This window comes from Melioribacter sulfuriphilus, assembly GCF_052656625.1.
In genome coordinates this window covers 42,700-57,448 of record NZ_JBQXXK010000004.1, presented here as the reverse complement: position 1 = coordinate 57,448, position 14,749 = coordinate 42,700, and the positions used below count along the sequence as shown (strand labels likewise).

Below are 14,749 nucleotides of genomic sequence, written 5' to 3'. Positions count from 1 at the left end.
GGAATCTTTTGATGCCACGTTTTTTGATTTTGATTTCAAGATTAATGGCATCGGATCGAGAGGTAAATTCTTTAAGGAAGACGAGCTTCCATGGTTTGCCGGAATTAGTAGATTTGGATTGTCCGGAGGAATCTTTTGATGCCACGTTTTTTGATTTTGATTTCAAGATTAATGGCATCGGATCGAGAGGTAAATTCTTTAAGGAAGACGAGCTTCCATGGTTTGCCGGAATTAGTAGATTTGGATTGTCCGGAGTTGTGTTCAGTTAAACGTCTATCGATGTCGTTTGTGGAGCCGACGTAAAATCTGTTCTTTGAAGGACTGAAAATAATATATGTAAAAAAAGTTTCCATTGAAGATCTTGTCGGGGTGGAGAGATTCGAACTCTCGACCTCTTCGTCCCGAACGAAGCGCGCTAACCGGGCTGCGCTACACCCCGACTTAAATGGACAAGCAAAAATATAACTTTTTTTAATAATTTAAAACCAATAACCTCGAAAAGGGGAGGATGTATGAAAAAAATAATCACTATTCTATTTCTTTTAGTGCTTTTTGTCGTTCAATCTGTAAACGCTCAGTTATCTAAAAATAGCTGGGCAGTAGGTGTTGGATTTGACTATCCTCGATATGTAAATTCCAATATAACTGCCACAAACGCTAATTATGGTGCTTACTTATCGATTCAAAGGAATTTTTCAGAACATGTGGGGCTTCGACTCTCGGGTGAATATCTTCATCTGGAAGGAGAATGGGGAACACCAGTTACTACTACACTTAACAATACGATCACAGGTGATTTGAATCTTCTCTATTATCTTGCTCCATGTGAGCCGGTATCTCCATATCTTAGTGTCGGCGGCGGTGTAGCATATCGAATGCTTACAGATCAAGCTACGCCTGGAGTGGAAGATAATGCCGCAAGCGGTTTATTCAATGCTGGATTGGGTGTCGAGTGGTGTCTGAGTGCTGACTTTAAATTAGTAACAGAGGGAAATTACAACCTCGTGGCCAACTCGGAATTTGATGGTGCCCTCGGTGTGGGGGAAATCAATGGTAAAGATTCTTATTTGACAGCTAAAATTGGCGTTCTCTACTATTTCAAAAAAGGAGAGCCTTCAAAACTGTGTAATCTTTATTCTGGTCTGAGCGTAGAAGAGAAAGCACTGCCTATCGATTATGCACGCATTGAAGAAATTGTTCAAAGATATATTCCGAAAGAAGTGGTTAAAGAAGTTGTTGTAGAAAAACCGACCAAAGAAGAAAAAAGATGGATTCTTGTAGGCGTAAATTTTGAATTTAATAGTGCTGAATTGACTGCAGAATCATATCCCATTCTCTATGACGCTGTAAAAACACTGCTTGCTAATCCCGATATGAAAGTTGAAATCCAAGGCTATACCGATAATATCGGCTCCGAAGAGTATAATAAAAAGTTATCTCAAAAAAGAGCCGATGCAGTTAAAAATTATTTGATTGCCAAAGGCGTAAACGGTGATAGATTGACTTCAGTTGGTTACGGCGAGAGCAATCCAATCGCAGATAATAAAACCGCAGAAGGTAGGGCAGCCAATCGAAGAATTGAATTTGTAATAAGATAACTTTCTAATTGTATGAGAGAAGCCCTTTGCGACTTCTCTCATTTTGTTTTATTTAAATTTTTCTTAATTTTTCATTTAGAACAACGGAATCGAAGAGGTCCTGTGAACTATCGATATTGGCTCTTCAGCATTTTAGTATTTCTCTTGATTTCTTTCTACACTTTTACCTCATTTTACAACGACGAGAAAAATAACGTCATCAAAAATTCTTACCGCCTTCAAAACATTCACGCGCGACAAACTTCATTGTCATTTCAAGAAATGTTCGAAGACTGGAAAAGCATTTTGAATTATCTTGCAGCTGATGAGGACATTATTAAAATAAATGAACGTGGTAAAGAGGAGTTAAGATTTTTGTACAAAAATTTGAGCAGTGAATTAAAGAGCATTACACGCGTAGGACCGGACGGAAGAATTTCTTTTACAGTTCCTTATGAAGAAGCAATTGGTATGGACATTTCTTCTCAGGAACACATCCAAGAAATCTTTAAAAATAAAAAAACTGTTATAAGCGACGTATTTTTAACCGTTCAGGGCTTTTATGCCATCGGAATTCACGTGCCCGTCTTCAGAAAAAATAAATTCGATGGCACAATTGCTTTCGTGCTAAACTTCGAAAAAATAGCCGAGAATTTTGTTAGAGATGTAAGAATAGGTAAAAGTGGTTATGTGTTGTTACTAAGTCGAAACGGCACCGAACTTTATTGTCCTCAGCGGAAACATGTGGGCAATAATATCAAAAAGAGAATACATGACGATCCAGATTTTGAAGCTATGATTAAAAATATGCTCACCGGTAAGCAAGGTACTTCCGTATTTTTCTATGATCATGTTTCTGAATCGTACCGTAAAATGCATGCTTTTTATATGCCAATCTATCTCGACGGAATCCACTGGTCGATGGCTGTTATAATATCTGAAGATGAATTAATTGCCGGACTTTCCAACTTCAGAAACAAGTTGATGATACTTATCGGTGTTATTTTTTTGGGAGCTATTTTGCTATCATATTATGCCTTCAAAGCGTGGGGTTTAGCTAAAGAAACAAAAGAAAGAAAAAAAATTGAGGCAAAATTCCGTGCTATGCTCAGTAATTCCAACGATATCTTTATGCTTGTTGATCCCTCCGGGATTATTCTTTATGTCAGCCCGGCTATTGAAATGCTTACAAATTTTGAAAGAACAGACATTGAGAATTCATCGTTCAAAAAATTTATTCATCCAGATGACCTCGATAACGTTATGCAAGTTTGGGAGCAAGCGCTACAAAATGAAAAAATTGGTTTCAGGGTTGAATACAGGGCTTTAAAGAAAGACGGAAATTATATCTGGCTGGAAGCAGTAGGTAGAAATTTCCTATCGGATGAAAACCTCAATGCAATAGTTGTTAATATTAGAGATATTACTCAAAGAAGAATTAAAGACGAAGAAATACGTCAGAAAAATGAAGAGATTACAAGTTTTATATACAGCGTGTCCCATGATTTAAAGAGCCCAGTTATAACAATTCGCAGTTTTGTCGATTATATGAAAGAAGATCTGGAAAGAAACGACTTCCAGAGGTTATCAGATGATCTCATTTATATCGAAAAAGCATCAGAAAAGATGAGTTATTTGATTGAAGATTTGATAGAGCTTTCGCGACTTGGACGAGTAAGCTATAAAACGGAAGAACTACTTTTACAGGATGTGATTAATGAATCATTAGACATTCTTGCTGGATTGATAAAAGATAAAAATATTGCTATCGAAGTCACTGAAAAACCTGTAGTTATCTTTGGTGATCGGGAAAATCTAATCGAAGTTTTTCAAAACTTGCTTGAAAATGCCATCAAATTTACTTCTGACTGTGAGCGCCCTCACATCGAAGTTGGCATCAAGGAAAGTGAAGAAATAATTATCTATATTAAAGACAACGGTATAGGAATCGAACCAGAATATCAGAATAAACTTTTCGGATTGTTCGAAAAATTGCATAATAATTACGAAGGAACGGGTTTGGGATTAACAATTGTGAAAAAAATAATCGAAATACATGGGGGCAAAATATGGATTGAATCAGATGGACTGAACAAAGGAACAACTGTATTCATTACCCTTCCCAAAACAAAAATAAGGGGGTAATATGAAAAAAAGGACTGCAGTTATCCTATTAATTGAAGATGATTTTGCTCATGCAGAAATCGTGAAAAGAAGTATCGAAAACTCTGAATTTAAAATTGATCTAATTCACCTTTTCGATGGAAAAGAGGGGCTCGATTTCATTTTCAAAGCAGGAAAGTATACCGAAAACAATATTCAACCTGATATTATCCTGCTCGATATTCGTTTACCCAGAATCAATGGTTTCGAATTTCTTCAAAAGATAAAAAACAACGATACCTTCAAAGTTATTCCGATTGTTATTTTGTCTACCTCTTCGAATCAATCGGATATCGACAAAGCTTTTGAACTTGGCGCTAACAGTTATTTAGTTAAACCCCTTAGTTTCGACCGATATAAAGGAATGTTTCAAAAATTTACTGATTATTGGATAGGAGAAAATTTTTTTCCCCAGCCTCAAATATGAATTTTTTAGTAAACTTGTCTGTTTTCTAACTATATTTGGTATAAAATTCCAGGGATTTCTATGAAATATAAGAGATTCATCGCCGTTGCGACTCTGGCATTGGTTGTTTTAAGTCTAAATGCCTGTTGCACTTGTAAAAATATTCCTTATGAAAGTGGGAAAATCAAAGGTAGTATAGTAATTATCGGAAACGAGCCTTTTTCTAAACTTGCTCTTAAAACTGACGATGATAATGTATATATTCTTAAATGTAAACCAGATGTAGAAAGAGAATTATGGAAAAAACAAGGCAATTACTATCAGGTTACTTTTAGCAAAACCGAAAAAGGAGACAGAGCTATTGTGTTGGTTGTCGATGAAATTGTTCCTATAAACATCAATACAAAATAGGTAGTAATATGAAGAAAATAATTTTTGCACTAATGGTATTCTGGGCTATAAATATTTATGGCCAGATGCCCATTAAAATCAATAAATCAGCGGAAAAATCATCAATTTCCCTAAGCTATTCCGTTGATGTACGACCCTATCTTGAAAAATTCAGCAAAGCTAACGGAATTGACTTTTCAAAAATAGAACCACAGAGGACGCTCAAAAAAAGTTCTATGTGGGGATTTACTGTCGGCTCTAAGCATACATGGACCGCTTCGGATTTGGAAAATAACAATTTTTATAACGTACCTTCGACATGCCGTGCCGTCGGAAATAACTGCTATATTTTTGTTGAAGATGCTCTCTGGAATAAAGAAACTGTTGATCAGGATGCTGTTAATGCCGTATTAAATGCATTTGACAAATCGACTCCTGCAAATTCAACAAAAGGCATATACCAAACCGTTGTTGAAACTTTTGGAAATCCCCCAGATGTAGATGGCGATCCGAAAATAATTATTTTAATTCTCGATATTAAAGATGGCTATATGGAGTCTGGCGGCTATGTTTCGGGTTATTTCTATTCGTACAATGAAATGCCTAAGAGTGAACCGAATTATTCTTACAGCAACGAAGCAGAAATATATTACCTAGATGGCGTGCAGAATAAATTGCTCACCGAAGCAGGACTTACAAACGCTATGAGTACTACAGCTCATGAGTTTCAGCATATGGTCCATTTTAATTATATCTCCCAGCAAGAAACCTTTTTCGACGAAGCCTGGTCGCTTGCAGCTGAGTTTATATGTGGTTACGAAATTTATAATCAGAATCTGTATGCTCAGGAGTCCGATCATTATCTTCTCGACTGGCGTAGAGATGACAACAACGCAGTTTTGACTGACTATTCGAGAGCAGCGCGATTCTCACTCTATCTTTACGAACAGTATGGTGCGTCGTTCTTTAAAGAATATTTGAATAAGAAAATTAAGGGATTTAATGGAGTATCAAGTACACTCAGTTCATTCGATAATACTCTTACTTCTTCAACATTGCTTGAGAACTGGTTCCTGGCTAATTTTATCAATGACAGAAATGTAAATCCGAAATGGGGTTATTCCTATCCTGGTCTTCCCAAGATGACGGATATCAAATACTTTAATCCAAACGTTTCTGTAGCATCTGCCTCTGTTTTTAAGTACGGAGTCGATTATATTACTTTTACAAATGGTAGCAACTTGAACGTGAAATTTACAACCAACGAGAAACTTAATATAAAAGCAATTAAGAAGACTTCGTCAGGAAATATCGAAGTTGAAAACGTTCAGTTTGGTACTGATTACTCGTTAACATCATTTGGGTCCGAATATTCTGCTGTTACTTTTATGGTTTATCATGTTGACCAGAACGCCTATCCACTTACGAAGGCATTTCAATACTCTTTTAATGCCACCGGCACTTTCGAAAACAAACCGATCGAAATTGCCTATGACAAAACTGAGCCTGTAGGTGTATATGTATTGAGTGTCGGTGACACTGTTGCGGTAATATTTGATGGTATTGCAGGTACGCAATTGGATTCAATTAGAGTTGCTTTAAGAAATGAAGTACCAATGGAAGGCGGTGTATGGAGTTCTTTAAGCAATAAGGTACTAGCTAAAAGATATGCTCATTTTGAAGCAAAAGGCACAAGTACACCGGCATATAATAATGCAACACAAAGTTACCCGGTTCCTTATCCTAATTGGGTTACTGTTGATCTTAGAGAATTCAAAATTGATGCAGGTTCGAACTTTGCTGTAGCATTTGTAATCGATGGGGTCTACGAAAATTCTTCTTCGCCCACTAATAGAGTAATGCATACCGAGATAACAAGTTCTGGGCCTTATCATAGTTATACTTATTTGCATGAGCCATCAGAAGGTAAACTTCCTGGATGGTATTACATCGGGGATGGCGATAATATTTCGCTCTATTTAATTCGAGCTTATGTCAGTTACAAAGTTAAAGAAAATAAAGAGATAATTGAATTGTTGCCTGCTTCATTTAGTCTCGAGCAAAATTATCCTAATCCTTTTAACCCGACGACTATAATTACATATACATTGCCAGAAATGAGTGAAGTGCAAATAAAAATATATGATATTCTGGGAAGGGAAGTAAGGAATTTAATTAATGAAGTAAAGAGTGCGGGTAAGCACAGTATCCTCTGGGACGGCAAAGACAATTCCGGAAATCGCGTAAACAGCGGAACCTATTTCTATCAAATAAAAGCCGGAAATTTTGTCCAGACGAGAAAAATGTTGATGGTTAAGTGAGTAAAGAGGGATTAGAATTTAGGGATTAGGGAATAGGGATTAGGGATTAGGGGTTAGAGATTAGGGGTTAAGATTTGATTAAATTTAATAAGAGGAGCCTCAGCGGGATAGAGAGAGGCTCCTTTATTTTTATATTATTTCATAGACTGGAGTAGTTACTTTGCCATTCTTCTTGAGCTTCTTAGGTTGAGGAAGCTTAGTGTTACCGTTATCGGATGTTTCCACTTTAATTTTGGTTTCATCATTCTTTGCTTCACGATAAACGTAAATTTTATTTTGGTAATTACGCATTACAATTTTTTCTTCGTCACGATGCAAAATATAATCAGGTAGAACGGGTATTTTGCCACCACCGCCTGGTGCATCAATTACAAAATGTGGAATTGCCAATCCGCTTATGTTTCCGCGTAGTGCAAACATTATTTCAAGTCCTTTATCGAGCGTAGTTCTAAAATGGTTAGCGCCCCGTGTTTCATCAGCCATAAAAAGGTAATAAGGTCTTACGCGAATTTTAAGTAATTTTAGGAACAACTCTTTTAAAACTTCCGGGTCGTCGTTAACACCTTTCATTAATACTGCTTGATTATTAACAGGGAAGCCAGCATCTACAAGCATCTGGCAGGCTCTAGAACTTTCAGGAGTAATTTCCCAGGGGTGATTAAAATGCGTATTGATGTAGATAGGATGATATTTTTTTAGCATCTCAACAAGTTTAGGTGTAATTCGATGAGGCAAAACGCACGGCATCTTTGTGCCAAGACGTATTATTTCAATGTGAGGAATCTGGCGTATTCTTTTAATTATTTTTTCGAGCATTGTGTCGGTGAGCATTAGCGGGTCGCCACCGGACATAATGACATCACGTACTTCGGTATGTTCTTCGAGATATTTAAATGCCGATTCAAGCTGACGCATCGAAATTTTATCTGAGTTGCCCACTTTCCTTTTCCTCGTGCAAAATCGGCAGTACATTCCACATTGACTCGTAGTTAGGAACAATACTCGATCGGGATATCGATGAGTAATGTTTGGCACAGGACTCATAGCATCTTCTTGAAGAGGGTCTTCATAACCCTCGAGATCCTCAAGTTCTTTAACGTCGGGAACGCATTGAAGCCAAATTGGGTCGCCGGGGTAGCGGATTAAGCTGAGGTAATAAGGATTAATGCGTGCTTGAAAAAATTCGTCGAGCTCCTCGGCCACTTTTCTGTCGAGTTTGAATTTTTCAACGAGTTGATCTACTGTGTGTATACTATCTCTAATCATTTGTTGCCAGAGTTCCATTTTTGTGCCCTTTATTTTTATTTTTTTATATACTTTCCGAAGACAATAAGATTATCGTTTAGTTTGTAAAAATCTTTTATTTCGGCAACAATCGAGTAATTATTTCTGAAATAAAAATTCCGCGTCTCGTTATAGTTATCTTGCGAAGAAGTTTCTGCAAGTATCCACCTGCCGTTGTTTGTAATAGCAAATTTTTCGGCATGTTCGAGTAATTTTTTTCCGATCCCTTTATTCTGAAATTTCTTAGCTACTACTATCCAATAAAGGTCGAAAACCCCATCGGTCAAAGGTCTGCGTCCGATGCAATAGTAACCTGCAATTTTTGAACCTCGAAGATATACGAATACATTATAGTTATCGATGCCATCTTTTTCTAAAGCTTCTTCTATTAGTTCAATGGCAACCTTTTTTTCCTCTTGGCTGAAATTGTCAATACTATCGATAATCTCAAATAATTGTTGCTTGTCTTCAGATTGCAGCTTGCGTATCATATCGTATCCTCTTTTCTGCAAGTTCAGCAATTGTTAAAATAATATCTTCAAAACTTAAACCTGCAGCATTGGCAGACCTTATAAATCCTGCATCGGGTGATATATCGGGATTTGGATTGACTTCTATTACGTAGGGCACATTTCTTTTACTTAATCGAATATCAATCCTCGCATAATCCCTGCAGTCCAATGCATTGTATGCAGCTTGAGCAGTTCTCTTAATTTTTTCTTCTACATCTTTTGGTAGTTTAGCCGGGCATTCGGGCACAGTATGGTTATAATAGATGCTCTCGGGCGACCATTTGGCTTCGTAAGTTATAATCTTCGGTAAGTTCTCAGGCAAGCTGTCGAATTTTATCTCAGACAAAGGTAGTATTAGTGTATCAAGGATAGCAACATTAATTTCCCTTCCCTCGATATATTCTTCTATTAAAATTTCTTGTTTGTATGTTCTGAAAAGATATTCAAGTTGTTCATACAGTTCAGTAAAGTTTCTGACTAACGAGTTTTCCGAAATTCCTATGCTTGCATCTTCTCTTGCAAGTTTTGTTATAACCGGAAATTTCAATGAAAAATCTTCTCTTCTTGGATAAGAATTCAATTCAACGACTATAAATTTTGGAGTAAGAATACCATCTGATAATAAAATTTGTTTTGTTCTGCTTTTGTTTAAACAATTGCCAAGACAAAGCGGCGTATTTCCTGTATATGAAATTTCAAGAAGTTCATACACGCCTGCAATATAACTTTCAAAATTTGCATTTCCCTCGACTGACTCAACAAGGTTGAATACAAAGTCTGGGGAAATTGCTCTTAATTTGTCGATAAAATTTTTTATGTCTTTATTTACCGAAAGTACTTCTACTGAAGTATATTTTTTATTTAGAATCGAACGAATATTTTCAATCTGTTCGACAACGTTTTTTTCAGAGGAATCAATGTAATTAGTAATTTCAAGAGAATGTTTACCTGTGTAATTCTCATAGTAACGAACTGGTTCGTTAAAACAAATCAATATCTTTTTGTCACTCTTCATATGAGATTGTACCTTTTTGCAGCGTGGTAAAGTACTTTGTTAATCATTTCGCTGTAGGATAAACCAGCTGCTCGTGCAGCTTTAGGAAAACAGGAATTATCTTCTGGATTTGGTAAAACTCCAGGCAAAGGATTAACTTCTATAACATTTGGAATATCGTTAATATCGAGGCGGATGTCGATTCGAGCCCAGTCACGGCATCTTAAAATCTTATATGTAGAGAGTGCCGTCTTTTCAATCTGTATTTTAAGGTTATCGTCCAGTTGAGCAGGGCAGTTGAATATATTGAGCGGATTTTCTGGTGTATCGACAATCCACTTTGCTTCGAAAGAATAAATGGGAAGAAGATTTTCAGGCAACGAACTGTAGTTTATTTCTACAATTGGTAAAACTTCGATGTCGTCGTTGTTACCCATTATTGCAACGGTAAATTCGCGCCCGGGAAGAAACTCTTCTATCAATAAAGGTTGCTTATATGTATCGAGAAGTTCAGATAATCTTGTATGCAGCTCCTGTGTGTTGTTTACAAGTGATGAGTTAAATATTCCTTTGCTGGAGCCTTCAGCGATTGGTTTTATAATTACCGGGAATGAAAGTGTAAAATTTATAATGTCATCAATTGATTCTACAGTCATGAACTTAGCGTTAGGAATTCCGTAATAGGAAAGAATTTCTTTTGTTCTGGATTTGTCCAGGCATGTAGTAAGCGTTAGGGGATCAGAACCTGTATAAGGAATGCCGAGCATGTCGAGCATAGCTGGAATTTGTGCTTCGCGGCTTATACCATTAAAACCTTCTGCTACATTAAAAACTATATCAGGTTTGAGTGCCCTGAATTTTTCATAGGCTTCTTCATTTGCTTCGATTAAATATACTTCGTGAAATAGTTCGAGTGCATCTTTTATAGCATTTATCGTTTCGATAGTATCCCATTCTGCATAAGTGTCGTTCATTGTTAAGGTGTTGTTATTTTGAAAAGAGAGAGAGGTGCCTTCGGAAGTACTATCGACATCCGGTTTAATGTTATATGCTAATGCTAATCTCAGTCTTCTATTTAGTAAAGAAGAACTAATAGGAAATCCTTTTTATTTTTTTGTTACCAATATACAGATTTAAAAATTTTTTGCAAGAACAATAATAAATAATTAACCTATTTGTGATAATAAAATGTGTTTCGAATAAGTTTCTCTTAATACTTCTTTGATTCTAATATGCTCTTGTTGTTCTAGAAGAGGATCAGCATTAATTATATTGAAAGCAGCAGCGCGCGCAGAGTAAAGAATATCAAAGTCCTCAGCAATATTTGCATATTTAAATTCAGGCAATCCACTTTGCTTAGTACCAAAGAGATCGCCAGGTCCTCTTAATTTTAAGTCTATTTCAGATAACTCGAAGCCGCTGTTATATTTTGTCATCGCGTTTAAGCGTATCAATGTTTTGTATTTTTCTATTTGATTTGACGAAAGGTAGTCGAAATTAAAGTTGAATTGGTCAATCTTAACAGCAAATTCATCCTTTGTAATTAATATACAATAGGCTTGCTTGTCGCTGCGTCCAACTCTTCCTCTTAATTGATGCAACTGTGAAAGTCCGAATCTGTAAGCGTCGTGAATAACGATAATGTTTGCATCGGGTATATCGATGCCCACTTCAATTACTGTCGTCGTTACAAGTACATCAAATTCTTTACGAGCAAAACTCATCATCACTTCTTCTTTTTCTTGCCATTTCATTCTGCCATGTATTAGGGCAACTCTCAAATCAGTTAAATGGTTTTTGCGAAGAATTTCGTATTGCGCAATTGCAGCTTTGAGATCGAGTGTTTCTGAGTCTTCAATAAGCGGATAAACAAGAAAAGCCTGATAACCTTCTTTTACTTTCTGTTTTATGAAATTATAGATGTCTTTTAATTTACTTTCTCCTCGCAGAACTGTTTTAATAGGTTTTCTATTAGCAGGCATTTCGTCGATAACCGAAACATCGAGGTCGCCATAAAGTGTCATTGATAGAGTTCGTGGAATGGGAGTAGCTGTCATAATCAGTATATCGGGGTTCAATCCTTTGTTAATTAATCGAGAACGTTGCAATACTCCGAAACGGTGCTGTTCGTCGATTACTACTAAGCCTAGTTTATTGAATTCGACATTATCTTCTATCAGGGCGTGAGTTCCTATTATAATTTTTGCGTCTCCCGATTTTATACTTTCGAGAAACATTTCCCGTTCTTTTTTCTTTTGTCCTCCAATTAGCAAAGCAACTTTAATCCCGAGTGGTTTAAGAAGCTCGGATATTTTTTTATAATGTTGGTCGGCAAGAATTTCGGTGGGAGCCATCAAAGCCGATTGGTAACCACAACCGGAAGCAATTAGCATTGCAATCAAAGCCACGATAGTTTTACCACTACCGACATCGCCTTGTAGCAACCGATTCATCGGTCGGTTACTTTCGAGGTCGACACGTATTTCATGTAATGCTTTCAACTGCGAGCGAGTTAAATCAAAGGGAAGTAGTTTTAAAAAGCTTTTAATTAATTCTGCATTAGTTTTGTATGTATTTGTTTTGGTTTGACTTTTTAGATGTTGCTTTCTGAGAGCAACAAGGATCTCAAAATAAAATAATTCTTCGAATTTGAATCTATAACGAGCACGTTCCAGAATTTCATTTGATTCGGGAAAATGAATATTTTTTAGAGCAAGGTTAAGTGGCAGTAGATTATAGTCTTTGATAATTTTTGTAGGTAGAGTTTCATCTATCGAATTGGCAAACTCAGTAACAGCCTGTGAAACTATTCTGCGTAGTCCAAGGTCGCCTAAATTAATCGAACGGAGTTCTTTTGGAATTCTGTAGAAGGGAATAATCTTACCAGTGTTCAAGAAATCGTTCGACTCTTTGTCGCTGATTCTATCAAAATCTGGATGTACAAATTGAAGATGTCCATATTTGGTAATTATGGGTTTAGCAGAGATGGCAAAATAATAGCCCGCGTTGAAAACATCTTTAAAATAATTAATGCCCTGAAACCAAACGCACTCGAAAGAACCAGTGTTATCGCTAAAGAATACTTTCAACAATTGCTTCTTGCCGTATCGTATTATTTCCTTATCTGTGACTCTGCCAATAATGGTTACTTCACCTTCATAGCCATTTCTAAGATATTGAACAACCTTAATACTGGAAAGAATGGTAGAACGGTCTAAATATTTTGAAGGGAAATAAAAGAGAAGATCTTTTATTTTTTCTATACCAATTTTAGAAAAAGCCTTAGCTCGTTTAGGACCAACAAATTTGAGATACTGAATAGATGAGTTTAAGTCCATCTGTTCAAAATTTTTAGGTCAAGATAATAAAAAAGGTGGAAAGAAATGAAGTGTTATTCTGTTTCTGGTTTCATATCCCGTGTCATTAATTCATAAGTGACTTTAACTGGATCGCGCTCTTCGAATAAAATTTTATAAACAGCCGAACAAATTGGAGTTTCAATTTTGTGTTCTTCGGATAACTTATGGACTGCTTTACTGGTTTCGACGCCTTCGGCGACCATTTTCATCGATTTGAGAATCTCCTTTAATTTTTTGCCTTTGCCAATTTGTTCTCCCACATATCGATTACGGCTATGTCGACTCATACACGTTACAATTAAATCGCCCATACCGGACAAACCAGCAAAAGTTTCAGGACGTGCCCCCAGCGCTAAACCGAGTCTCGATATTTCAGCAATGCCTCTTGTCATTATTGCGGCTTTCGTATTGTCTCCGAAATTTGCTCCATCGACAATACCTGCACCAATTGCAATTACGTTCTTTAAAGCTCCACCATATTCAACTCCTAAGATATCGGTAGAAGAGTAGACGCGAAAATACGATGTAATAAAAGCTGCTTGAATTTCCTTGGCGGTCAATTCGTCGCTCGATGCAGCTACGACTGCAGTCGGTATTTTTCTGCTTACTTCTTCGGCGTGGCTCGGACCGGAAAGTACACCTATCTGTGAATGAGAGATGTTTTTTAATTCATCCTGTATGATTTGAGAAACTGTCATCAACGTATCGCGCTCAATTCCTTTTGAAACACTTACAATGGTTGTGTTGGAAAAATCATTTTTCTTTATTTGGGAAAGGACACTGCGAATATACTGAGTGGGTATTGCTATAACAATCATATGCCGTTGATGGCATGCTTCTTCAAGCGAATGCGTTATCTGAATTTCTTTTGGAATCTTAATACCGGGAAGATAAATCTTGTTTTCTCTCGTTCTGACTAATGTTTTGGCATAATCTTTTTTGTATTCCCAGAGGGTAACTTCGTGACCGTTAAAGTGTAGAAGGATTGCCAAGGTGGTGCCCCAGCCACCGGCTCCTAAAACTGAAATTCGCATTTATTTCTTTCCGAAAGAAATTTTATTTTCGCTTCCTTTAAGTAGTCGATCTATGTTCTTACGGTGAGTGTATATTACAAGTAATGCAAGAGCAATAGCAAACGGTAGTATTATGCCATAGCTGGCAATGTGCACGCCAAATACATTTTCGCGTACGATTAGAATTATCGGCACCGATACTGCAGCAGTTAGAGAACCGAGCGATATATAACGAGAGAAATAAACAACTATTAAAAATATACCAAGCGCAAACAGCATGTCGACTGTAATAATAGTTAACAGAAAACCGAGTGCAGTTGCAATTCCTTTACCACCCTTAAATCCAGCAAATACAGTCCATATATGGCCAATGACCGCTGCAACGCCACAAAGTATTTGTACTAGTGTGAAATCATCGAATGGAGTAATATTGTTAAATGGGAAATTATCCAGATAGAGTCGCGCCACAACAATAACTGCAATGGCTCCTTTCAGTGCATCGAACAATATGGTCAATACTCCCCATTTCCAACCAAGTACTCTAAAAACATTTGTACCGCCAGCGTTTCCGCTACCGTACTGACGGATGTCAATTCCTTTTACAAGTTTGCTAATGATAATACTTGTAGGTATAGACCCTACAAGATACGATAGAATAACAACAAATAATAAATTAAGCATAACTACTTCTTTTTAATTTCTAACACAATTTTATGCAATTTTAAAACAA

At 36.7% G+C, this 14,749-nt stretch carries 13 protein-coding genes and 1 tRNA gene; 5 read left to right on the top strand and 9 right to left on the bottom strand.

Annotated elements, in window-relative coordinates:
• Positions 1-104 precede the first annotated feature (104 nt).
• Positions 105-353, bottom strand: coding sequence for a GIY-YIG nuclease family protein (locus tag ACUN8G_RS05845; protein ID WP_445480914.1), 249 nt, complete (start codon positions 351-353; stop codon positions 105-107).
• Positions 354-364: 11 nt separating this feature from the next.
• A tRNA-Pro gene (locus ACUN8G_RS05840) sits at positions 365-439 on the bottom strand.
• 73 nt (positions 440-512) lie between these two features.
• Here ACUN8G_RS05840 and ACUN8G_RS05835 point away from each other — a divergent pair.
• The 5 genes from ACUN8G_RS05835 (at position 513) to ACUN8G_RS05815 (ending at position 6,857) form a co-directional block, all read left to right on the top strand.
• Complete coding sequence (locus tag ACUN8G_RS05835) at positions 513-1,598, top strand: OmpA family protein (RefSeq protein WP_437346537.1); 1,086 nt, start codon at positions 513-515, stop codon at positions 1,596-1,598.
• 102 nt (positions 1,599-1,700) lie between these two features.
• Positions 1,701-3,722, top strand: a complete 2,022-nt coding sequence (locus ACUN8G_RS05830; RefSeq protein WP_437346538.1) for a sensor histidine kinase — start codon at positions 1,701-1,703, stop codon at positions 3,720-3,722.
• A gap of 1 nt (position 3,723) precedes the next feature.
• Positions 3,724-4,167, top strand: a complete 444-nt coding sequence (locus tag ACUN8G_RS05825; protein ID WP_437346539.1) for a response regulator — start codon at positions 3,724-3,726, stop codon at positions 4,165-4,167.
• Between the two features lie 60 nt (positions 4,168-4,227).
• On the top strand, positions 4,228-4,557 hold the full coding sequence (locus tag ACUN8G_RS05820; RefSeq protein ID WP_437346540.1) for a hypothetical protein: 330 nt from the start codon (positions 4,228-4,230) through the stop codon (positions 4,555-4,557).
• A gap of 8 nt (positions 4,558-4,565) precedes the next feature.
• The gene (locus tag ACUN8G_RS05815) at positions 4,566-6,857 is read left to right on the top strand and encodes a FlgD immunoglobulin-like domain containing protein (RefSeq protein ID WP_437346541.1); all 2,292 of its coding nucleotides are present in this window, start codon (positions 4,566-4,568) and stop codon (positions 6,855-6,857) included.
• 129 nt (positions 6,858-6,986) lie between these two features.
• On the opposite strand, the gene ACUN8G_RS05810 is transcribed toward ACUN8G_RS05815, so the two are convergent.
• The 7 genes from ACUN8G_RS05810 to plsY form a co-directional block, all read right to left on the bottom strand.
• A complete protein-coding gene (locus ACUN8G_RS05810) occupies positions 6,987-8,141 on the bottom strand; it encodes a KamA family radical SAM protein (RefSeq protein ID WP_437346542.1) in 1,155 nt (384 codons plus the stop codon).
• Between the two features lie 17 nt (positions 8,142-8,158).
• On the bottom strand, positions 8,159-8,632 hold the full coding sequence (locus tag ACUN8G_RS05805) for a GNAT family N-acetyltransferase (RefSeq protein WP_437346543.1): 474 nt from the start codon (positions 8,630-8,632) through the stop codon (positions 8,159-8,161).
• The gene (locus ACUN8G_RS05800; protein ID WP_437346544.1) at positions 8,610-9,668 is read right to left on the bottom strand and encodes a D-alanine--D-alanine ligase family protein; all 1,059 of its coding nucleotides are present in this window, start codon (positions 9,666-9,668) and stop codon (positions 8,610-8,612) included. Before ACUN8G_RS05800 ends, ACUN8G_RS05805 begins: the two co-directional genes overlap by 23 nt.
• The gene (locus tag ACUN8G_RS05795) at positions 9,665-10,621 is read right to left on the bottom strand and encodes a D-alanine--D-alanine ligase family protein (protein WP_437346545.1); all 957 of its coding nucleotides are present in this window, start codon (positions 10,619-10,621) and stop codon (positions 9,665-9,667) included. The genes ACUN8G_RS05800 and ACUN8G_RS05795 overlap by 4 nt, the downstream gene beginning before the upstream one ends.
• Positions 10,622-10,813: 192 nt before the next feature.
• On the bottom strand, positions 10,814-12,985 hold the full coding sequence (gene recG / locus ACUN8G_RS05790) for an ATP-dependent DNA helicase RecG (RefSeq protein WP_437346546.1): 2,172 nt from the start codon (positions 12,983-12,985) through the stop codon (positions 10,814-10,816).
• Between the two features lie 53 nt (positions 12,986-13,038).
• Entirely contained in the window at positions 13,039-14,040 is a 1,002-nt protein-coding gene (locus ACUN8G_RS05785) for an NAD(P)H-dependent glycerol-3-phosphate dehydrogenase (RefSeq protein ID WP_437346547.1), read from the bottom strand.
• The gene (gene plsY / locus ACUN8G_RS05780; RefSeq protein ID WP_437346548.1) at positions 14,041-14,700 is read right to left on the bottom strand and encodes a glycerol-3-phosphate 1-O-acyltransferase PlsY; all 660 of its coding nucleotides are present in this window, start codon (positions 14,698-14,700) and stop codon (positions 14,041-14,043) included.
• Positions 14,701-14,749: the final 49 nt, after the last annotated feature.